We start from the raw sequence: 21,367 nt of genomic DNA on the forward strand, positions 1-21,367 counted from the left end.
CGCGGCCCCGCAGCCGCGCGCTCCAATCTCGCACGGACGGGCCCGCAGCCGCGCGGCCTAATCCCGTACGCAGGAGCCCGTCCGGCCCCGCAGGTGGGCGATCTGGCCCCGGAGCAAAGAGAGCACCTTGCGGTCGATCTCGGGTCCGGGGCGGTGCCTCTCCTCCAGGTTCTCCACGCCTTCATAAGTGGACAGTGCCGCTTCCAGTTCCGGCGACCAGCGGCCGTCCGTCGCACCCGCCCAGTAGCCGAGTCCCCTCAGTCCCTCCTGGATCTCCTTGATCAGGGCCTCGTCCAGCGGCAGGATGTCCTCGGGGGCCGGTGGCAGGAAGTAGAGATCGTGCAAATCGATGAGGCGGCCCAGCTCCACCACCGGGTCGGGGTGGTCGTCCACGCGCAGGTCCATGTAGCGGTCGCTGAGGCCGCCGTATCCCCCTCCCGCGCGCACCACCAGGATGCCCGCCGACTGCCTGCCCCGCCGGTCCCCTCCCGCCCGGTCGCCCGCCAGGAGGGCCGCGTGCAGGCGCCGGGCCAGGGAGCCACGGGTGGCGAGGAAGGTATCCGCCATGCCCCGCACTACCTGCTCGCCGGCCAGGATGTTGCCCTGGCAGGTGAAACCTTCCCCTGCGATGCCCCCCGCCCAGGACAGGCAGCCCTCCCCGGTGAAGGTGGCGCTGCGGCCGGCGGCGTCAACCAGCCCCACCTGGCGCAGGTGACGCTCCTCGTCCGCCGCGGTGAGTTGCCGCACCGCGTCCGGGGCGGGGATGCCCGCCGCCATCAACTCCAGGCCCCGGGGACCGTAACTGACGTTGGCGTGCGCCTGGGTGGCCACCGCCCCCACCCCGGCGCGGGCGTGCATCACCACGGCCCCCGCGGCCAGGAACTTGGAGGCCACCGCCACCCCCCATTCCTGCCTGTCAGGGTCATACGCCACTATGGAAAACGTACTCGGCCTCATGCGCCGCGCCCCCCTTTGTTCGGTCTCCCCCGCAGCTCCCTACCCGGGCTCCCGCTGCCTGAGTCCGACCCGGGCCCCGGCATCCGGTTTCTCTGGCGCACACCCGCTTTCCTTCGAGCCGCTCCCTGGGGGGTGACGAGCCAGCCGCCTGACGCGCTGCCACCCGGCTGTCAGCAGCCAGCCAATTCGCACGCCGTCGATCTGAGAACGAGACGGCCGCCGCGTGGTAGAATAGGCGCGCAGGCCGGCACCGGGGGCGGGGGATCAGCGGTGGCGAAAACCGTTGCGAACACGTACGAGGGCAGGAACATCCTGCGGGGGTATCCGCTGATCGTCACGGCGGGCGTCATCCGCAAAGATGACGCCGTCCTCATCGCTCGCCGGGAATCGGGACCGCTGGCAGGCCAGTGGGAGTTCCCCGGAGGCAAGCTCGAACCCGGGGAAAGCCCCGAGGCATGCCTGGCCAGGGAACTCCGGGAGGAGCTAGGCCTGGAGGTAGAGGTCGGGGACATCTTCGCGGTGGTCTACCACGAGTACCCCAGCGGGCCGGTCCTGCTCCTCGGGTACACCTGCCTCCTCCCCGAAGGCCACGCCTGCCCGCCCGAAGACTGCGCCTCTCACCTGCCCGAAGACTGCGGGCACAATCAGACGAGGTCCCGCCCGGGACGGGTACCGTCCCGGTGGGTGAAGATCCCCGACCTGCACCGCTATGGCTTCGCTCCCGCGGACCTCCCCATCGTTGAGAAGCTGCAGCGCACCGGCGCGGCTCCCGCTTGCGGGGAGCAACGGCGCCGCAGCGGCATCCGCGAAGAACAGGCATCGCCCCGTGCCATGCTTAGGGCTTGACGACGTGCATGCTTAGGGCTCGACGAGTGCCGCCGTCAGGGCTTGATGACGGCCTTGATGACCCGCAGGCTTTCGACGTCGAGCAGGGCCTGCTGGCACTCCTCCAGCGGGTAGAACCGGGAAATCGCCTTCTCGTAGGGGACCCCGCGTCCCCTGGTCGCCAGCAGGTCAGTGGCCCGGTACAGGTGGGTGAACTCGGTCCCCCAGCACCCGCGGATGTCCAGGTGCTTGCGGTTGATGTCCAGATGGGGGTTGACCTCGACCGGGCCGTTGTCGGTGTACTGGCCCACCACGACGTAGGTGCCCGCGTCCCGGGTCATGCGCATGCCTTCCGCCACTGCCCCGGGGACACCGGACGCCTCGATCGTAACATCGGCGCCTTTACCCGCCGTCAGCTGGCGGATCCGGCCGACGCGCGCCTCCGGCGACGGATACTCCTCCAGGTCAACGGCTTCGTCGGCGCCGAGGGACAGTGCCATTTCCAGCCGCAGCCTGGGTGCACCGATCACGATGACCCGCCGGGCACCCGCCAGCCGGGCAAAGAAGCAGGCGCTCAGGCCCACGGGCCCCGGCCCCTGCACCACCACGGTGTCGCCCAGGCGGATGCCCGCTCGCTCCACGGCGTGGAATCCCGTGGGCAGGCCGCATCCCCCCGCGATGAACTTCTCCGGGCTGAGGTCCTCCGGGAGGTGCATGATGAGGACGCCCGGCTTGAGATAGATCTTCTCACTCCATCCCCCCAGGAGTCCCTCCGTGGCCGAGTACGTGATACCGTACACCCGTCTCTGGGGGCACCGCGTGGCCGCCTTCGCCACCAGGCAGGTCCAGCACCGCCCGCAGGTCTCGTGGACGTCGAGAAAGGTGACCAGATCACCCCTGCGCACCGGCTGCCCCCGCGGCGTGAGCACCTCCTGGCCCGCGGCCGGCGGGGCGACCTCTTCCACCATGCCCACGCTCACGTGACCCGGGATTATGGGATAGGGAACCCCTGCCAGCTGTCCGTGGTAGAGGTGCACGTCAGTCCCGCACACCTCGCTGTACACCGTTCTGAGCAGGACGCCGCCCGGCTCGAGGTGGGGCGGAGGGAACCCGCGCACCTCGACGGGTTTCTCCGGCCCCGTCATCACCGCTGCCCGCACCTCTTGCCCGCTCAATCCCGTCACTCCCTCCGCTCTCCGCCCGGTACGCCCGACGGCATATCCCCATCTTCGTGCCGGGCCGCCCGCCGTCCTGCTGACCATGGGCGCAACGGGAAATGGCACGGCGTGGTAGGATCGGGACGGACACCGGTAGCGGGCCACTCGCCCAGCACCTGACGGAGGCAACCCGCACTCGCCGATCACTCTCATAAGGGAGGAGATCGCCATGGTTGAACGGAGAGTGGGATGGTTCCAGCGGGGCACGGCTACTCTGCTCATCGCGTTCTGGCTCTGTTTCACTCTGACCTCACCCGCCCACGCTGGTGCTGCTACTTATCGGGGCTTTCCCACGGTAGACCTCTACGTCAACGGCCACCCGGTCGGGGGTGACGTACCGGCGATCGTGCTCGACGACCGGACCCTGGTTCCCCTGCGTGCCGTTGCAGAGGCTCTCGGTCAGAAAGTCTGGTGGGACGGCACTCTGAAGGCGGTATGCGTCGGTGAGGCGCCTGTGATCGCCGACGAGAGCGCCGGTGTGGAACCGGTGAAGAGGGTTCAGGAGGCCGCTGCCAAGGGCTGGGACAGCATCGAGGCCAGCCTGGGTGAGGCTGGCGAGATACCTTTCACATGGGTCTTCGGTGATCGCCAGGCGTGGTACCGGCACCTAACCGGGCTGGGGGTGGCCGAGGATCGGGCCGCCAAGCTCGCGAAGTACGCGGCGGGGTGCGCCTACGACCACGCGGAGGTTCTGGCGGAAGAAGGCTCCACTCTTGATCTTACGGTGGCCCACGAGTTCGTGCACGTGCTCTTCCGGAGGCACGGCCTGCAGGGTGCCATGCCGCGCTGGCTGAACGAAGGGATCGCCGAGTACATAGCGCGGGAAGCCACGGGGTACACCCCGTCTTCGCCCAGGGGAAGCGTGCTGTGGGACTCGGCCCGGCAGGAGGTTCTCTCCCATGCCCTCTCGGGGACCCTCGAAGACCTGCCTGCAACCGACGAGCAGTGGGATGACCACCTCGGGGTTTACCCGGTCCACGACCAGGCGCTTTTGGCGGTGGATTGGCTGGTGGCGCACTCCCATCTGGATGGCCTTTTCGCTTACCTTTCCAGCCTGCGCGAGGGTAAGACGCATGAGGACGCCTTCCGCAGCGCCTTCGGGCTGGACGTGCAGGCCTTCCCGGACGATTTCCGTGAGGCACTCCGAGCGGAGGCCCAGGCGGCATTGCAGGGTTCGGGCGTCCGGCTGGAACTGGATGTGCCCGAGGGTTTCTCCGGTACCCTGACCGTTTTCCCTCCCGGCAGGACCGAGAGCGAGGCGTGGAAGCTAGCAGGTGGCCGGTCGGTGACGGTGACGCTGGGGAGTGACGGGATCCTCAAGGTGGACCTGCCCCTGGCCGGTTCCGGCCGGTACACGATAAGAGAGGCATACAAGGACCTTCTCGCGCTGTACGTGACTTCGGATACAGCTATTGCAGCGCCGAGGGAATCGCGGGTAAAGCAACTCGCCATCGCGGTGGTGAAGAGCCGCTTTGGCTGGTACTGGGGCGGCAACACCGCCTTCTACGAGGATGGCTCCCGGGAAACCAACGCAGAGGATCCAGCCTTCCCGCTGGGAATCCGTCTCACGACGGTCCTGCCGCTACCATACTGACCCCCGCCGCCCGTTCTGCGTACTATGTATCAAGTTCTGAAGCCCATGACGGCTGTGTGGCTGGGGAGGCACGGCCATGGGGGGCAGGGGCGGGCGGGGCCGCACCGGGGAGGACCGCTCGGCTGCTGGCACCAGCGCGGGCGGGACCATCACAGTGGTGACCAGGGACATCACCACGGGCGCACTCATACCCGAGTTCAAGTTCATCGTCAGCGAGAACAACGTGGGTGATCCCCAGGCCGACCTGCCCGAGGAGCAGCGGGACCCCGCCCGCTTCCCGTCGCTGAAGCCGGCTGCCAGCCACAGCCCCGTGGTGGCCGCGGGGGAAGCCTCCCCCGGCTCTCCCGGCGCGGTCACCGTCCCCGACGGCAGCTACCTCGTCTCTGTGCTCGCCCCGGGGTACAAGATGGGGGGAGCCTGGGTCACCGTGGCCGGCTCCCCGGTCACGGCCGAAGCCTGGCTCCACCCCCACCCGCTCCCCCTCTCGAAGATCAGGGTGCGGGTGTTCCACGACAACAGCCCCGTGAACGGCGAGGACGACACCCCGCTGGAGACGGGACTGGAAGGCTTTCGTATCGTTATCGAAGACGCCGGCGGCGAAGTCACCGTGGACTACTTCGGCAACCCCCTGGGGACGCGGTACGAGGTTGACGCCGAGGGCAATATCCTGTTCGACGAACTGGGAAGCCCCGTCCGCATCCCGGGCACCGGTGGCAGGATACTCACCGACGCCAACGGCGAAGCCGTGATAGAAAACCTCCCCCCTGGTAAGTACGGGGTGCAGGCCATCCCTCCTGACGGGACCGACTGGATTCAGACCAGCACCATCGAGGGGACCCACGTCATCGACGTCTGGATCGAGGAGGGAAACGACGGCTACAGCCCCCGCGAGGGGTTCAGGGCCCCCCTGGTGTGGATAGGTTTCGTGCGACCCATGGAGTTCCCCCCGCCCGTGGCGTGGACGACGGGAGAAATCAGGGGCAGGGTGCGGACCATCATCGAGTTCGTCCCTCCCGTGCGGCCCCTCGTCCTGGGGGACGCGGTGGACCGTCCCTGGATCGCCCTCACCGACATCGGGCGCACCGACCGCCAGGTGTACACCGGCCGCGGGGACGCCGACGGCACCTTCACCATCAGGAACGTCCCGCCCGGCGTGTACCAGATGGCCATCTGGGACGAACCCCTCGACCACATCATCTCCTTCCGCACCGTGCAGGTGGAGGCCGGCCAGACGGTGGACATGGGCGACATCGGCATCCCGCGGTGGTTCGGCTACCTGAGGGGCAGCGTCTTCCACGACCCCGACGCCGACGCGGCTCGCCAGCCGGGTGAGGGCGGCATCCCCAACGTGGAGGCGGGGACGCGCTTCAAGGACGGGAGCGTCCAGTACCGCACCGTCAGCGACATGCGCGGCAACTACGCCCTCGACGAAGTGTTCGAGCTAGAGAGGTTCGCTGTGGCGGAGGTGGGCTTCACCCGCCTGGCCGCCACGGGCGCCACCGCCACCCCGGACTCCGGCATACCGGTACCGGTACCCACCGGCTGCACGGATCCCCAAGGGCGATACGTCCGCTGCCCGGAAACGCATCCCGGGGCACTCACCCTGGCCGAGCTGACCTGGGCCGCCAAGACCAACCGCATCGACTGGGGCAAGAAGCCGTACGGCCGGGGAGAAAACGGCGGCATCAGCGGGATGGTTTACTACGCCACCATGCGCAACGAGATCGACCCCAGGTACGCGGTGGCTGAAGACTACGAGCCGGGCGTGCCCGGGGTGCGGGTCAACCTCTACGACGCCACCGTCGACCACATGACGGGAGCCGTCACCCCGGGCCGGCTCCGCGCCTCCGTGACCACCGATGCCTGGGAGCACCCCACCGGCTGCCGCGACCCCGAGGGCAACCCCGTGCCCTGCATAGAGGTGCCCGGCATCTCCAACCAGGTGAGGCCGGGGGTGTTCGACGGGGCATACGCCTTCGCCCCCCTCCCCCCGGGGACCTACGTGGTCGAGGTGGTGCCTCCTCCCGGATACCGCGTCCTGGACGAGAACGCGGTGAACACCGGCGAGGGAGACGTGTTTGCCCCTGCAGGTACCGCTCTCGCCGTGCGGGCGCGACCCCGGCTGCGCATGGCCCCCGCTCCCTACCTTCCCCTCCCCCACCCGCCCTACTACGACCCCGCCCGGAAGGTGGTCACCGTCCGAGACGACCTGAACGCCACCGCCGACTTCTTCATCTACACGGACGTCCCCGTGCCGGGCAGGATCGTGGGGTTCCTGCTCGACGACGTGAACATCGAGACCGACCCCAACCGCATCTATTACGGCGAGAAGAGGGGCATCCCCGACACCCCCGTCGGCATCCGGGACTTCCGGGGGAGGCTCATCACCACCGTCCACTCGGACATCAACGGCATCTTCGAGGTGCTGCTCCCCTCCACCCACACCAGGAACGTCCCCACCCCCTCGGGGGTGGCGCCCGGTATGTACCAGATCGTCGGCAACGACCCCGGAGACCCGGACCGGCCCAACGCCAGGTACAACCCCAACTACCAGACCCTCAAGATGGTCTTCGACGTGTGGCCGGGCAAGACCACGTACGCCGACGTGGCCCTCTTCCCCATCACGGCCTTTGTGGCCAGGCCGGCGGTCCAGTTCGCGCAGCCGCCGCGGTGTGACGTGCCCCCGGGAAGGCCGGAACTCTTCCGCGTGGACAGGGTGCACGTGGAGCCGGGCGGGCCCAGGCAGATCACCGTCACCGGACGGGGCTTCGGGGCGACTCCCGGGGTGGTGACGCTGGACGGCCTGGCCATGCCCGTCACCACCTGGGCGGACACCTCCGTCACCTTCGAGGTGCCCGCCATCCCCGGAGGGCCGAAGCAGCTCCTGATCACGAACGCGGCCGGGCAGACCTGCGCCAACGGGATCACCGTGCACGTGCTGGACGCCGGTTACCATCCCCCCATCATCACCGTCCCCGACGCAGCCCTTCCCACCGTCCAGTCCGCCATCGACGCCGCCGCCGACTGCACCCTGATCATCGTGGCGCCCGGCACCTACCACGAGAGCCCTATCATCTGCAAGAACGTCAAGCTACAGGGGATGGGGGCCGGCGATACGGTCATCGACGGGCGCTTCTTCCTTTCCTACCTGGACGACTGGCTCGCCAAACTCCAATCCATCGAGTTCGACGGTCCCGAGCTCGTTCCACCCGATCAGGTCAAGGAGATCAGCCGGGGCCAGGTCATCACCGTGGTGGCTAAGGCCGGGTCGTTCAGTTCTTCCTTCCCGCCCCAGGTGGACGGCTTCACCATTACGGGCGCGCGCGGTGAAGAAGGGGGCGGGATCTACGTGAACGCCCACTGCCAGCACCTCATCATCAGCAACAACGTCATCCGCAGCAACGGGGGCGGGTTCGGAGGCGGCATCACCATAGGGAAGGCGTACGCTGGCGACAACCACAACGGCCACATCCGCATCCACCACAACCGCGTGGTCAACAACGGCGGCATCAGCCTGGCCGGCGGCATCGGCATCTTCAACGGGGCGGAGTACTACGAGGTCGACCACAACGAGATCTGCGGGAACTACTCGGCCGAGTACGGGGGCGGCATCTCCCACTTCGGCCTTAGCGACGGCGGCAGCATCCACCACAACTGCATCCTATTCAACGCTTCTTTCGACGAAGGGGCGGGCGTGTTCGTGGGCGGGGAGCAGCCGCTACCTCCCGAGGTGCTCAGCGCGGGTTCGGGCCGGGTGGACATCTACAACAACCTCATCGCGGGCAACGTGGCCAACGACGACGGAGGGGGCATCCGCCTCTTGCAGCCAAGAGACTACCGCATCAACATCTACAACAACTTCATCGTCAACAACGTCTCCACCGACCTGGGCGGGGGCATCGCCCTGGACGATGCGTCTATGGTGGTGATCTGCAACAACACCATCGCCAAGAACATCACCACCGCCACGGCGGAGGACAGTGATGGCCGGCCCCACGCGGCGGGGCTGGTGAGCGAAACCCACAGCGACGCTTTCCGGGCCACCCTGCCCCCGGACGATCCCGGATTCAGCAACCCGGTCCTCTTCAACAACATCTTCTGGGACAACCGGGCGGGCGTGTTCGACCAGACGCTCGAGGCGGGCCGGGGCGGCATCGCCGGAATCGGTGCCCCCGGGGACCCACGGCCGGTGAACGTCATTGACCTGGAGGTCTTCGGCGCGCCCGCGTTCCTGGAACCCCAGTACTGCACCCTTTCCCGGCCCTATCCGGGAGGGAGCAACAACCGGGTCGGCAACCCCATGTTCGTGCGCGAGTACGACACCCGGCTCACGGCGGTGGCATTCAACATGGAGGCCGACTTCAAGACCGTGAGGATAGTGACGGCCATCCCCGAGGCGGAGGGGGATTACCACCTGACGGCAGCCTCCACCATCGCCATAGACAGAGGGACTCCGCGCGTCACCCGGGTGGTGGCCGGGCAGCTCGAGCTCTTCCAGGCTCCGGCCCGCGATTTCGACGGTGACTTGCGGCCCCGGCGGGCCGGGTACGACATCGGTGCCGACGAGCTCTGACCCCCGCGGTCCGGGGCGCGGCGGCCGACCGGGGAGCGTGATACCGTGGCCACAGTGAGCAAGCGGTACGGGGCGACCGACGGGTCCATCAGCATGCCCGACGGCACCACCCACTACATCTTCGGCTTCGTCGACATCACCGGCGTGCCGGAGAACATGATATTCGAGTTCAGGGGCCGGGCCCAGCTCCTGGCTCCTCTGCTCGAGGTGCACGAGGGAGACGAGGTCTACCTCACTCTGACCAACCTGGGCATGCCCGGGAGGCCCGACCTGGACGACGCCCACACCATCCACTGGCACGGCTTCCCCAACCAGATCCCCCTGTGGGACGGCGTCCCCGAGGCGTCCGTCTCGGTGCCGGTGGGAAGGGATTTCGTCCACTATTACCGCCCCCGGGATCCGGGGACCTACATGTACCACTGCCACTTCGAACCGGTGGAACACATCCAGATGGGCATGGTGGGCCCGCTGGTGGTGCGGCCCCTCATCGAGAAGAGACCCGGGTACGCGGGCAGGAAGTTCGCCTACAACGATCCCGCCACGGAGTTCGATCGGGAGTACCTCGTCTTCCTGACCGAGATGGACAGCCGTCCCCACCACCTGGTGGCAAACGCGCAGCAGTTCGACTGGACCGAGTACCGCCCCCAACTACTGGCTGCTGAACGGGAGGGCCTACCCGGACACGGTGAAACCCGCGGGAACGGCCGAGCTGCCCGAGCAGCCATACTCCGCCCTCATCTCCGCCCAAACGGGGGAGCGGGTCCTGCTGCGCTTCGTGAATCTGGGGTACCAGCAGCATGCCGTGCAGATACTGGGCATCCCCCTCAAGGTGGTGGGCGAGGACGCGCAACAGCTGCTGGGAGTGCACGGGGAAGATCTGTCCCGCCGGAGGAACACCCTGTACCTCGCTCCCGGCCAGACCGCAGACGCCATCATCACGGCACCCGAACCCGGCGTCTATCCGCTCTACAGCACCAACTTCCACAGGAACACCAACGCCGGGTCGTCTTTCGGCGGGATGATCACCGAAGTGAGGATCTCACCCCGGCGAGCCCGCCCCTGAGCGCAGCCGGGCCCGGACCGGCCGGAAGAAGAAGGTGGTCCCATGGCGACGATCGACCTGTGGGTGAAAGACGGGTACCTCAGCACCCCCGACGGCAACAGCATATACTTCTGGGGCTTCTCGGCCAGCCCCGACGGCCCCGCCCAGGTCCCCGGGCCCCACATGGTGGTGCAGCAGGGCGAGCAGGTAACCGTCAATCTCATGAACACCCTGCCCCTCGAACCCGTATCGATCGTGTTCCCCGGGCAGTGGCCGGTCTGGGTGGGCGGCAGGCTGGCCCGGCCCCAGTACGATCCGGCGGGAAACCTGGTCTCCTTCGCCGATCACGCCCCGCCGGACCGCGGGGTGATCTCCTACACCTTCACGCCCGAGCGCCCGGGGACGTTCCTCTACGAGAGCGGGACCCACCCGCACAAGCAGGTACCCATGGGGCTCTACGGGGCGCTGGTCGTCCGGCCCGCGGACTACGACCCGGCCGACCCCGCGCGTAAGACCGCCTATGGCTTCGGCACCGACACCGAGTTCGACCGGGAGTATCTCCTCATCACCGGTGAGATTGATCCCGAACTGAACAACGCCGTGGGGGAGGGCAGGCCGTACCTGGTGCCGAGGTTCCGGCCCCGCTACTGGACCCTGAACGGGCGCTGTGCCCCCGACACCATCCTGCCCGACCGGGTACCCCACCTTCCCCACCAGCCGTACGGGTCCATGGTCATGGGGCTACCCGGGGAAAAGATCCTCATCCGCCTTGCCGGGGCGGGCGTCGACAACCACCCCGTGCACCCCCACGGCAACCACGTCCGGGTGGTGGGCACCGACGGCAGGTTGCTCAGGAACGACGGCACCGACCTCTCCGGCAGGAGGTTCACGGTGCTGGTGGGGGCCGGGCAAACCTGGGACCTGGTTTTCTCGTGGACCGGCCTGGGATTCACACCCGAGAACCCCATCCCCACCGTCCTGCCCAACAGGAGGAACCTCGGGGTCGGGGATGCCGGCTGGACCCTGTGGAGCGGCAGCCCTTACCTGGGGCAAAAGGGCGACATCCCCGTGGCGGTCGTCTCCTTCAACGAGTTCGGGGAGTACTACTTCATGCTGCACGCCCACGAGGAACACAAGATAACCAACTGGGGCGAGTTCCCCGGGGGCATGATGAGCATGATCGCCATCTACCCCTCCCTGAGCCCCGCCGTGGGAACGCTGCCTTAGCGCCGGAAAGGAGAGCCACCATGCCGGCCCTGGTCAGGAAGGATCTGTGGGTGAGAAGAGGTCTCCTGAAGCTGCCGGGGGCGCACGTGCCGTTCTGGGGGTTTGCCGCCTCTCCCTCGGCCCGGCCGGTGTTGCCCGGGCCCGTGATCACGGCCACCGTGGGCGACGTCATCCTGGTAACCCTGCGCAACACGGAGCTGCCCGTGCCGGTCTCCCTGATGTTCCCCGGGCAGACGCAGGTCCTCACCAGACGGCCGGCCACCCGCTGGAAACCGGTCAGCCCCCGCTACCAGGCGGGCAGGATGGTCTCCCTTACCGACACCCTGGACCCCGGACCTGATGGCTGGATCAGGTACCGGTTCCGGGCCAGCAAGCCCGGGGTGTACCTGTACCAGTCGGGCACCAACCCCGGAGTCCAGGTGCAGATGGGTCTCTACGGGCTGATCGTGGTAAGGCCGGTGGGGTTCGCGAGGCCGTCCGGCCCCAACTACAGGACGGCCTACGGCGCCCAAACGAGAACGGGCTTCGACATCGAGAAGCTGCTCGTCCTGGGAGAGGTGGATACCGCCATGCACGCCAGGGTGGCTGCGGGGGCGGAATTCAACATCCTCAACTTCGCACCCGACTACTGGGTGATCAACGGGCGTTCCTACCCGGACACCGACCGCCCGGACTACGATCCCGCCCTGCCCCACCAGCCTCTGGGGTCGGCGGTGGCGGCCAGGACGCGCGGGCGCATACTTCTCCGGCTGATCAACGCGGGCTTCCTCAACCACACCATTACCTTGGGAGGTCTGCCGGGACGCGTCGTCGGCGAGGACGGATTCCCCCTCGCCTCCCCCGCGCTTGACGCCACCTACGAGAAGACCGCCGTGACGCTGGGCGCGGGCCAGAGCCTCGATGTCATCGTCAGACCAGGGCACCCGGGGGAGCACTACCTGCGCGCCCGCGACTACCGCCGCATCGTCAGCGTGAGCAGCTTCCCGGTCGGGATGATGACCCGCCTAGCGGTCACCGCCTAGCGGTCCCGGCCTCGGCCCACCCGCATAATCAATGGCTCGGGTTGCCGCCATCGCACAGGTCATTACGCTTGTATCTTGAGCTATTGACAGATAGCAAAGACTAGGGCAATGTACCAGCAGACCTTGCTTTCCCTGGTGACGAGGCACCGGCCAAGCGGTCCACCGGTTGAGGTGATCGTCTTGGTCGAACCACTCCTTACACCCGAGCAGGTGGCCGACAGAATACGTATCAGCCGTCTGACGGTCATGCACTACCTCCGTACCGCGACGGCCTCCTGCGCATGCTGGCGCACCCCAGGAGGACCCGAGGCTTTCAGGGGCCCGCTTGCCGGCCACCGTTCCATGGGGGGGCGGGAATCCTGAACGCGGTGGTATTCGACCTGTTTCACACCCTGGTGGATCCCGAACAGTTTCGTCCTCCAGGCTTCGTGCGGTCACACGCCGTCGCCGACCTGCTGGGGTTTCCCCGGGCCGAGTTTACGCACTACTGGGCCCTGACCAGGCACCGGCGGAACACCGATTCGTCTCTCTCCGTGCGGACGCTCATCCGGGAATACGCCCGGTCCAAGGACCTGCCCGTGTCTGAGCAGGCTCTCCAGGAAGCGGAGGAGTACCTGGGCAGGTACCAGGATATGGCCATCCTGGAACCTGACCCCGGGGTACTCGATGCCCTGCGGAACCTCAGGGGCCGGGGGATGCGCATCGCCGTCCTGAGCAACATAGACGCACGTGAAATCGCGGCGTGGCCGCGCTCTCCCCTCCGCCCGCTGGTGGACCGGACCTGCTTCTCCTGCTTCACCGGGGTGGAGAAGCCCGACCCGCGGGCGTTCGCCATGTGCCTGGAGGCTCTTGGTGTGGCAGCAGCGGATGCGGCCTTCGTCGGGGACGGGGGCGACGGCGAGCTGGCGGGGGCAAAGCGGGCCGGTTTCGGGTGCGTCGTCTTCCTGCGCCGCTGGGTGGCAGTGAACGGGTTACGTTCCCCGGAGGAACTCGCCGCCTTCGCCCGGCAGGCGGACTGTTGCGTGGACGATTTCCCCGCGCTGGTGGATCTCGTGCTGTCTAGTTCCCCCGGCTGATGGCCACCCTCCTGGGCCCGTAAAGGGCGACCACTACCGCCGCCAGGAGGGCGGTCCACACGGTGCGGTACACGAGCCTCCCTTCCGGGCCGGTGCTACCTTCCCTCTGCCTGTCCAAGTACGGCTTCGAGCAACACGCGGACCTCGTGTGCGCCAGCTTCGAACAACCGGCGCACCTCCGCGTTCACTTGCTTGTAGGACTTCCTCCATGGTGGCAGGCCGCTCCACGCCCTGTACTGGCCTGCCAGCCAGAGGTACCGGTCCAACTCGCGGGCAGTCACGGGGAAGCCAAGCGATTCACCGGAGGTAGAAGTTGACGCCTCCGCCTCCCGTGTTCTACCATGTGTCAAAGAAGACGCGGGGCCGGTGCCCACGGAATAGGCGAGGGTGGCCGGGTTCCCCTCGGCTGACGAGGGGAAAGCGCTGGCCGCGTTGTGCCTGACGAAGGGGGCGAGGGGGCATGGGGCGCCACGTGGAGGTCTGCGTGAGGCCGCTCCGGCGCGAGGATCTCGCCGGCATACACGGCATCCTGCGGCAGCCGGAGGTGGTGAGGCAAACCCTGCAGCTGCCGTCGCTGCAGGTGGGCTGGATGAGCGGGTGGCTGGCCGATCCCCAGAGCAGGATTAGCCTGGTGGCCGAACTGGTCCACCTCAGCGGACGTCCGGGACAGGAGACGCGGCAGGCCGTCGTGGGGATGATCTCCCTGCAGCGGTTTACGGGGCGCCAGGAGCATGTGGCCGGCCTGGGGATGTTCGTAGACCCCGCCTTCCACGGGCGGGGCATCGGGACCCGGCTCGTGGAGGCTGCCCTGGAGGCGGCCGACCGGGAGTGGCAGGTCGTGCGCACCCAACTCGCGGTTTACCCCGACAACGAACCAGCCCTGCGCCTGTACCGGCGCTTCGGGTTCCGGGAGGAGGGCCGCCTCGCCCGCATGGCCATCCGGGACGGAACCTACGTGGACGCCATGGTCATGGCCCGAATCCGTCCCGATCTTGCCACCGCCGGTGATGCCCGCGAGGAAGAGACCGCCGACCAGGTGCCCGCTACCCACGGGCGGGGCGCCGGCGCTGCCCCGGAGAGGCGCGGTCCCGCTCTCGGGGGAGCAGCACGGGATGCCACCGCCAGCGACGCGGATGCGATCGAGGTGAGACCGCCGGACCCCGCCGACGCCGCCGGCCTGGTGCGCCTGTACCGCGATCCCGGCCTCATCCGCAACAGCCTGCTCGTCCCGGACCCGCCCCCCGACGAGAAGGACGTCGCAGAGAAACTGGGGACCCCACCCGGGGTACCTGTGCACGTGTTCGTCGCCGTCTTGCGCGGGGAGCTTTGCGGGGAGGTCCGGCTGGCACCCCAGCGCTCGCCACGGATGGCCCACAGCGCCCAGGTCACCCTGCTGGTACCACCGCCCGGCAGCTCTCTGGCCGAGGGCCTGGGCTTTCCCGCCCGCCCGGTCGCCCGGGCCCTGCTCGAGGCAGCACTGGACCTGGCGGATCGCTGGCTTCTGCTTTACCGGCTGCGCCTGGACACGTACCCGGACGAAGAGTGGCTGTTCCCCGTGCTCCAGGGGCTCGGCTTCGTCGTCGAGGCCAGAGACCGCATGGCCGCCGCCCGCGACGGGCGCTACGACGACCGCCTGGTTTGGGGCCGGCTCAGGCCCGGCAGCCCCATGTAAGAATCCACCGGACTGCGCATGAGGTGGGAGGAATGGACACCCAGACCCTCCTGGTCTACGAATCTCGTGCACCCGAGTTCTGCGCACGCTACCGCGCCATCGAACCGCGGGAACTGTACGGGCTGATGGAGGGTTTCTTCCGCCGGGGTGAACCGACCGCGGACATCGGTTGCGGGAGCGGGCGGGACGTCGCCTGGCTCGGGCGGCACGGTTTCCCCGGCACCGGTTACGACGCCTCCCCCGCGATGATTGCCGAGGCCCGCAAAGGCTACCCCGGGATCGACGCGCACCAGGCCAGCTGGCCGGGCCTCTCGCGGCCCAGCCAGGCGAAGAGCCCGGATACGGCACCCGAAGCCCCCGAGGTGATGCACAGCCTCTCTCTACAGGTGAATGAGTTCATCCAGCCACGCCGGTCCGGTGCCCTGGAGGCGCTGCCAGAACAGGTCCTCGAACAGATAGTGGACGGCCAGCATTCGCCAGCCGGCCCAGCGCTGGGTGACGAACTCCACTATCCTGTCAACAGGTACGAGCTCCTCGCCGAACAGGAGGCGGGAGAAAATCTTCTGCTCCCAGGGCGAGATATGCTGAAAGACGTCGTAGCGGCGGAAGACCTCGAACAGGAGATACCACACAGAGGCCGGGCCAACACCATGGAGCGACAAGAGCCGTTTGCGGAGAGCGTCCGTGTCCAGGCTGCGGAGCTCTATCTCGTCTATTCCTCCGCGGACGAAGGTATCCGTCAGTCTTCTGATGGTCCGAGCCCGGTAGCCTAGCTTCAGGCGGCGGAGGTCGTCCTCGGTGGCATGGTCGAGAAGCTCGGGACCGCCCAGGGCTCCCATCTCCTTTCCGGCGAAGACGACCGGGTAACCGTAATGGGTGATAAGGTTGTCCATCATCTGCGCCGTCCGCCGGACAGTGGCGTTCTGTAGGACCACCGTGATGACCAGGAACTCGAACAGCGAGCCGCTCGCAGAGACCTGCATCCCGCGCCAGCGCCTGATGACTGGTCCGAGGAGATCGTCTCCGGCGAACCGCTCGTAGAACGGCGCGAGGTCGGCAGTCATTCCGTAGCGGTAGGCCAGCTCTTTGAGGAGCCTTGAGACGAGGTCGGGGCCTGGGTCGCGCTCCGCATGGACGGTGACCTTCACCAACGGGTCGTCGACAGGGCCTTCTGCCCGCATGGTCACACCCAAGGGCGTCCTCTCGTAGACGAGAGCCTGGTACCAGACGTGGTCCTCGAGGAGAACGTTGCGGGAGGGGAAGTGGGACGGCTTGTAGGCCGTGGCCACGAGATTGTAAGGCGGGATGGGGCGGATCTCGCCCTCCCGGATCGGGCGCAGCTCGAGAACCCGGCCGCCGCGGTCCGGGTCGCCACCGCCACGGGCTGTGCCACCGGCGCTACGGGTTCGGCCGCCCTTCCGCTCCACCCTATCCGGCATCGAAGGACCTCCCCGCCCTCGGATTTCCCGCCTTCTGGCTTTCCTCGGTCGTCTCGTACATCTCCCGGATGATGCTCTCGATGGACTCGTGCTCTGCCTTGACGTTCACGATGTGGTGAGTGCTGGCCACCTCGGCCACCACCTGGCTGAGGTCGTGACGTCTCGGGTCGTACATGACCGTGATCCAGGCCCCTTCCCGGCGGACGACCGTTCCGGTCGAGATAGCCAGGGGGCGATCGAAGTCGGAGAGTTCGAAGACCAGGATGTTCTCCTGGGACAGGCCCCGGAGGTGATCGATGCTGCCGTCGAAGAGGATGCGCCCGTGGTTTATCAGGATCAGGCGGTCGCAGAGCCGCTCGATGTCTGCGATGTCGTGGGTGGTGAGCAGGATGGTCACCTTCCGCTCCCGATTCAGGCGGGTCAGAAAGCGCCGGATGCGCTCCTTGGCCACGAGGTCAAGACCTATCGTCGGTTCATAGGGGACGCCGAACCCGCCCCCGAAGTCCAGCACCTCTAGGGGGAGGCTGTGTTCAGTCGATAGGCGGACGGCCAGGCCCAGCATGTGCTCAACTGTTAGCGATGCTCCCAGACCGGCCACCTCGCCGGCTAACGGGCATCATCCAGAGGGCAGGGCTGGTTGCTCACCGTGCAGGAAGTCTTGCACGCCGATTGGCACGAGGTCTGGCACTCCTGGCACTCGCGCGACAGGTCGGTGCGCCGCGCCTCGCGGTGCCAGCCCGCGGAGAACACCACCTCGAAGTGCGACGTCCTGACCTCCGCACCATTCGCCACGTCAGCCGGTTCCACCGTACGCATCCTCAACGGACACCTCCCGTCTGGCCGCCAACGGCGCCTGCACCATATTATCACAGCACCGCCCGGCGGGCGAGTCAAGGGCCCGGCCCCGGGCGGCTGGGGCCGCCAGCCCCGCGCCCCTCGCCGCGCCAGCCTGGCGGCACACGCAGGAGTCCGACGGGACGCCCGCGCCCGGTCGGAGGCTTCAAGGTACGATCAGATAGAGCCGGCTTCTGTTGATGACCAGCGCGTGGCGGCTTGTTTCCGTCACAATCACCAGGGTGTCGTGGTCGATCCTCGCGTCCCTCACCCAGAACTGGCCCTCCAGCAGCACCGTCTCCCTTCCGGGGGAGTCCCTGGCAAAGATCCTGGACCCCTCCTTTCCTGCCCGCTGGAAGTATTCCTTTCCACCCAGCGACCCGATCAGGAGATCCCGGTCCAGCGCCGGACCGTAGGGGCGCGGTCGGGACCGAGGGGTGACCTTGCCATCCACGGATACCCTGACCCCCATTTGCTCCGGCCGAGGGTCATCCCAGGGGAGGCGATACCAAATGTCCACGTATTCACGGGAAGGACCCCATTCCAGCGACTCAACTATGCCGGAGATATCGACCAGTTTCCGGGGCCTTCCTGCAGAGCCCACCCTGGAATTTCGCACGGGGTCCTCCCAAATCCACAGTTCGCTTGCCTGATGGACCAGGTACGGATTTCCGGTTGGGGTTATGTCGTCGCCTTGGACCACTGTTCCGGTAGTGAAGGCAAGGGCCTCTTCGTCGGGCGTCCATGCCCAGCGCCCTATGCTCTCATTGTTAGGAAATCGGTGACTTCTCCCACATCGATGACCTGACGAGGTCTTTCAGGGTCAACGAAGTCATGGTGGGGGAACAAGCCCAGTGTGACGGTGTCCGGAAATCCCCCTCGTGCTCTCGCAGCCCATGGGGCGACACCCCACCGAGGGCCAGCGGGCCTGCCGAATAGTTGACGAATGGAAAGAAGTGGGTGCCCGCGGCGCCAACCCGGCGCAGGCATGTGCACTCGGCGCGCGCATGTGCTTGACACCGTCCCCCGAGTAGAGTAGGTAAAACCGGGGGGGTCGACAGTTACACCGGGAGTGCAACCCGTAACCTGCAAGACCGCCTTAAGCCGGACGGGCATTCCGGGGCATAAGTATTGCCTCAACCCGTACACCGGGTGCCGGCACGGCTGCCTTTACTGCTACGCCCCTGTAGTCCTGCGTTTCTCACCCGTCTCGGACGCCTGGGGAACGAAGGTCCAGGCCAAGATGAATATCCCCGACGCACTCTCCAAGGAGGTTTTACGCAAACGTACTCCCGTGGGAAACGTGATGCTCGGCAGCGTGACTGATCCCTACCAGCCCTGCGAGCAGGAACTGGGTCTGACCAGGCGGTGTCTCCAGATCCTGGGCGAACTGCCGGGGGCCGGAGTCTCAATTCTTACCAAGTCGGCCCTTGTGACAAGGGATGTGGACCTTTTCAGAACATGGATCTCAGGAAACGATGAGCCTTCCCGGGGCCGAGGGAGTGACGACGGCCCTGGCGCCCCCCCGGGCACTCGACTTTCAGTCGGCTTCATCATAACCGTTCTTGACGACGATATCGCCAAAGCCTTCGAACCGGGCGCTTCTCTGCCTTCGGAAAGGCTGAAGGCCGCAAAAGATCTCGTTCAAGAGGGTATCCCGGTGTGGGTGTTTGTGGCGCCGGTCCTTCCGGGAGTCGGAGACAGCCGAGAATCCTTGCAAAGCCTCCTGTCAGCCATCCGCGATGCCGGGATCTCCACGGTCAGCTTCGACCGCCTGAACCCCTATCCGAGAAGCGTGGCGCTCCTTCAAGCCACGTACAGGCACCGGTTCCCCGGTGCCCTCCCCTATCTCGAGGAATACCTCCGACACCCCATTGCCTACTGGGCGGACTTTGAGATGCTGGCCAGGTCCTTAGCTGAAGAGATAGGCCTCGAAACCAACGTATGAGCCGGGAGAAAGTCTCTCGGGGCCCCGTACTGCCACGACCACGGCGGCGCAGAGTGCTCCACAACAGCGCGTAGTCTTTCGCGATCAATCGGGTGCATGAAGAACTCCCCGGTGAAGTTCATCATGAAGTGGAACAGCACCGGCGGAATTCGTCGGCCAGGACGGCCATGAGGTGCTGGTCGCGCCAGCCCCCATCCGCGAACACGGCCTGCCGCAAGGTGCCCTCCCGCACGAAGCCGCACTTCTCGTAGCAGCGCTGGGCCCTCACGTTGTCCGCGTTCACCCGCAGGTAGATGCGGTGGAAGTTCATCTCGTCGAAGGCGAAACGCAGCAGGGTACGGATGGCGTCGCTGCCATATCCTCGCCCCCAGCATTCCTTCTCGCCGATGAAGATCCCCAGTTCGGCCTGCCGGTGAACCTGGTCAATGCGGTGCAGACCCATGACGCCGATGGGCCTGCCGTCGCGCGTCTGGATGAGGAGCACGCGGTCGCTCTCGCTGCGGGAAACCCGCTCGAGCCAGTCCCGCTCCTGGGAACGCGAATAGGGGAAGTGGGGCATCAGGTACCGGCCGAACTCGCGGTCGTTGATCCAGCGCAGTAGCGTGTCCACATCCTCCATTTCGGGAGGCCTGAGCACCACCTTCTCTCCCATCAGCAACGCCTTACACCCCCACACGATGTCCCCGTGTAGCCGCCTCCCCGACCAGGAGGCGCCGACCCCCCTGTCGGAGGTATGTCATCTCCTGTTCTCCGTCGCCCTGCCCCATCCCTTCACGGCACTTCCCTCACCCGACGTCCTCTCACCCCGCTTAACCGCGCGCTGGAAGGACGGGACCGGCCTCCGCCGAATGAATCGCGGTGAGGGAGTCCTCGTACCGCCCAGCAGGGGCTGGCGTCCCTTCCGTCGGCCGCGTCGGTTGCCACACGGTTCCCGCGTCGGTTTCCAGGGGTTCCCGGTACCTCACGCAAGGAGGGAGCGCATCATGATAACCACCAGCCAGTTCGGGCCGGTGACCCAGTTTACTATGGGCCGCCTGTTCGGAGGGAAGCCGGTCTATACCATGGCCTGTTACCATGTCGACGGGCTCTTGATCGATACCGGCCCGGCTCACGTGGCAGAAGAGATACCGGCCGCCCTCGCCCCCTGCCCCGTCCGGACCGTCGTCAATACCCACCACCACGAGGACCACATCGGCAACAACGCCATCCTGCAGCAGCAGTTCGGCACCGGTCCCGCCCTCGCCCACCCCCTGGCGGTGCCGCGCATCAGCGATCCGACGTCATGGATCGCACGCCTGCTTCCCTACCAGCACTTCGCCTGGGGTTCGCCTCCGGCCTCCGCCGCCGCGGCCATCCCCGACCACCTGACCGTCGGGCGCCACCGGTACGCGGTCATCCACACACCCGGCCACAGCGACGACCACATCTGCCTGCTGGAACCGGACGAGGGGTGGCTGTTCAGCGGCGACCTGTTCCTGTCCGAACGGGCCGAGATCATGCGCAGCGACGAGGACGCCGGCCAGATCCTGGCCTCCCTGCGCCGGCTGCTGGACTACGAGTTCAAGACCATCTTCTGCGGGTCCGGCCGCGTGGTGGAAGACGGCAGGCGCGCACTGGCGGCCAAGGTCGAGTTTTGGGAGCACCTGGCCACCGAGGCCTGCCGCCTGAGGGCACAGGGCAGGGAGCCGGAGGAGATAAGGCAGGCGCTGCTCGGCGAGGAGAGCACCCTGTACTCCCTCACCGGGGGCGACTTCGGCAAGATCCACCTCATCAACTCTCTACTGAGGTGCTTCTACCGTTCCTGAAAACTCAATGACACCCCCGCCGGACTGCGATCGGGCGTAGGGTCCGCGGTGGGCCCGCGATCGCGGCGTATAGTCCACCGTCGGGCGCGGATCGCGGCGTATAGTCCACGGTCCACCCCGACATCGTGGCGTATAG

The 21,367-nt window shown here is 67.1% G+C and carries 17 protein-coding genes and 1 pseudogene; 11 read left to right on the plus strand and 7 right to left on the minus strand.

What is annotated here, in order from left to right; all coding sequences use genetic code 11:
• Nucleotides 1-57: 57 nt before the first annotated feature.
• Entirely contained in the window at nucleotides 58-957 is a 900-nt protein-coding gene (locus QME70_03850) for a DUF1028 domain-containing protein (GenBank protein MDI6893741.1), read from the minus strand.
• Nucleotides 958-1,227: 270 nt separating this feature from the next.
• Between QME70_03850 and QME70_03855 the strand changes: the two genes are divergently transcribed.
• The gene (locus QME70_03855; protein MDI6893742.1) at nucleotides 1,228-1,803 is read left to right on the plus strand and encodes a (deoxy)nucleoside triphosphate pyrophosphohydrolase; all 576 of its coding nucleotides are present in this window, start codon (nucleotides 1,228-1,230) and stop codon (nucleotides 1,801-1,803) included.
• 35 nt (nucleotides 1,804-1,838) lie between these two features.
• Here QME70_03855 and QME70_03860 read toward each other — a convergent pair whose 3' ends face one another.
• Nucleotides 1,839-2,927 (minus strand): zinc-binding dehydrogenase, encoded by a 1,089-nt coding sequence (locus QME70_03860; protein MDI6893743.1) that lies wholly within the window; start codon nucleotides 2,925-2,927, stop codon nucleotides 1,839-1,841.
• A gap of 241 nt (nucleotides 2,928-3,168) precedes the next feature.
• Here QME70_03860 and QME70_03865 point away from each other — a divergent pair, with 241 nt between their 5' ends.
• From QME70_03865 to QME70_03900, 8 genes and pseudogenes are all read left to right on the plus strand, one after another.
• Nucleotides 3,169-4,593 carry a stalk domain-containing protein gene (locus QME70_03865; protein ID MDI6893744.1) on the plus strand — a complete coding sequence of 475 codons (1,425 nt, stop codon included), beginning with the start codon at nucleotides 3,169-3,171 and terminating at the stop codon, nucleotides 4,591-4,593.
• 76 nt (nucleotides 4,594-4,669) lie between these two features.
• A complete protein-coding gene (locus QME70_03870) occupies nucleotides 4,670-9,166 on the plus strand; it encodes an IPT/TIG domain-containing protein (protein MDI6893745.1) in 4,497 nt (1,498 codons plus the stop codon).
• Nucleotides 9,167-9,322: 156 nt separating this feature from the next.
• Nucleotides 9,323-9,589: pseudogene (locus tag QME70_03875) on the plus strand (multicopper oxidase domain-containing protein).
• A 262-nt stretch (nucleotides 9,590-9,851) separates the two neighbouring features.
• The gene (locus tag QME70_03880) at nucleotides 9,852-10,229 is read left to right on the plus strand and encodes a hypothetical protein (protein ID MDI6893746.1); all 378 of its coding nucleotides are present in this window, start codon (nucleotides 9,852-9,854) and stop codon (nucleotides 10,227-10,229) included.
• A gap of 42 nt (nucleotides 10,230-10,271) precedes the next feature.
• Nucleotides 10,272-11,435, plus strand: a complete 1,164-nt coding sequence (locus QME70_03885) for a multicopper oxidase domain-containing protein (protein MDI6893747.1) — start codon at nucleotides 10,272-10,274, stop codon at nucleotides 11,433-11,435.
• Nucleotides 11,436-11,455: 20 nt separating this feature from the next.
• A complete protein-coding gene (locus QME70_03890; GenBank protein MDI6893748.1) occupies nucleotides 11,456-12,457 on the plus strand; it encodes a ferroxidase in 1,002 nt (333 codons plus the stop codon).
• Between the two features lie 368 nt (nucleotides 12,458-12,825).
• Complete coding sequence (locus tag QME70_03895; GenBank protein ID MDI6893749.1) at nucleotides 12,826-13,533, plus strand: HAD family hydrolase; 708 nt, start codon at nucleotides 12,826-12,828, stop codon at nucleotides 13,531-13,533.
• Between the two features lie 484 nt (nucleotides 13,534-14,017).
• Complete coding sequence (locus tag QME70_03900) at nucleotides 14,018-15,205, plus strand: GNAT family N-acetyltransferase (GenBank protein ID MDI6893750.1); 1,188 nt, start codon at nucleotides 14,018-14,020, stop codon at nucleotides 15,203-15,205.
• Between the two features lie 380 nt (nucleotides 15,206-15,585).
• On the opposite strand, the gene QME70_03905 is transcribed toward QME70_03900, so the two are convergent.
• The 4 genes from QME70_03905 to QME70_03920 form a co-directional block, all read right to left on the minus strand.
• Nucleotides 15,586-16,644: a hypothetical protein gene (locus QME70_03905; protein ID MDI6893751.1), complete on the minus strand. Its 1,059-nt coding sequence runs from the start codon at nucleotides 16,642-16,644 to the stop codon at nucleotides 15,586-15,588.
• Nucleotides 16,634-17,206, minus strand: coding sequence for a hypothetical protein (locus QME70_03910; protein MDI6893752.1), 573 nt, complete (start codon nucleotides 17,204-17,206; stop codon nucleotides 16,634-16,636). The genes QME70_03905 and QME70_03910 overlap by 11 nt, the downstream gene beginning before the upstream one ends.
• A gap of 44 nt (nucleotides 17,207-17,250) precedes the next feature.
• A complete protein-coding gene (scfA, locus tag QME70_03915; GenBank protein MDI6893753.1) occupies nucleotides 17,251-17,394 on the minus strand; it encodes a six-cysteine ranthipeptide SCIFF in 144 nt (47 codons plus the stop codon).
• Between the two features lie 250 nt (nucleotides 17,395-17,644).
• On the minus strand, nucleotides 17,645-17,932 hold the full coding sequence (locus QME70_03920) for a hypothetical protein (protein ID MDI6893754.1): 288 nt from the start codon (nucleotides 17,930-17,932) through the stop codon (nucleotides 17,645-17,647).
• Nucleotides 17,933-18,721: 789 nt separating this feature from the next.
• Here QME70_03920 and QME70_03925 point away from each other — a divergent pair.
• Nucleotides 18,722-19,426: a radical SAM protein gene (locus QME70_03925; GenBank protein MDI6893755.1), complete on the plus strand. Its 705-nt coding sequence runs from the start codon at nucleotides 18,722-18,724 to the stop codon at nucleotides 19,424-19,426.
• Between the two features lie 121 nt (nucleotides 19,427-19,547).
• Here the strand turns inward: QME70_03925 and QME70_03930 are convergent, their stop codons facing one another.
• Nucleotides 19,548-20,078, minus strand: a complete 531-nt coding sequence (locus QME70_03930) for a GNAT family protein (GenBank protein ID MDI6893756.1) — start codon at nucleotides 20,076-20,078, stop codon at nucleotides 19,548-19,550.
• A gap of 331 nt (nucleotides 20,079-20,409) precedes the next feature.
• On the opposite strand from QME70_03930, the gene QME70_03935 reads away from it, so the two are divergent.
• Complete coding sequence (locus QME70_03935) at nucleotides 20,410-21,231, plus strand: MBL fold metallo-hydrolase (GenBank protein ID MDI6893757.1); 822 nt, start codon at nucleotides 20,410-20,412, stop codon at nucleotides 21,229-21,231.
• Nucleotides 21,232-21,367: the final 136 nt, after the last annotated feature.

The sequence above is a fragment of the Bacillota bacterium genome (assembly GCA_030019365.1).
In the GTDB taxonomy this organism is placed as follows: domain Bacteria; phylum Bacillota; class Sulfobacillia; order JACIYH01; family JACIYH01; genus JACIYH01.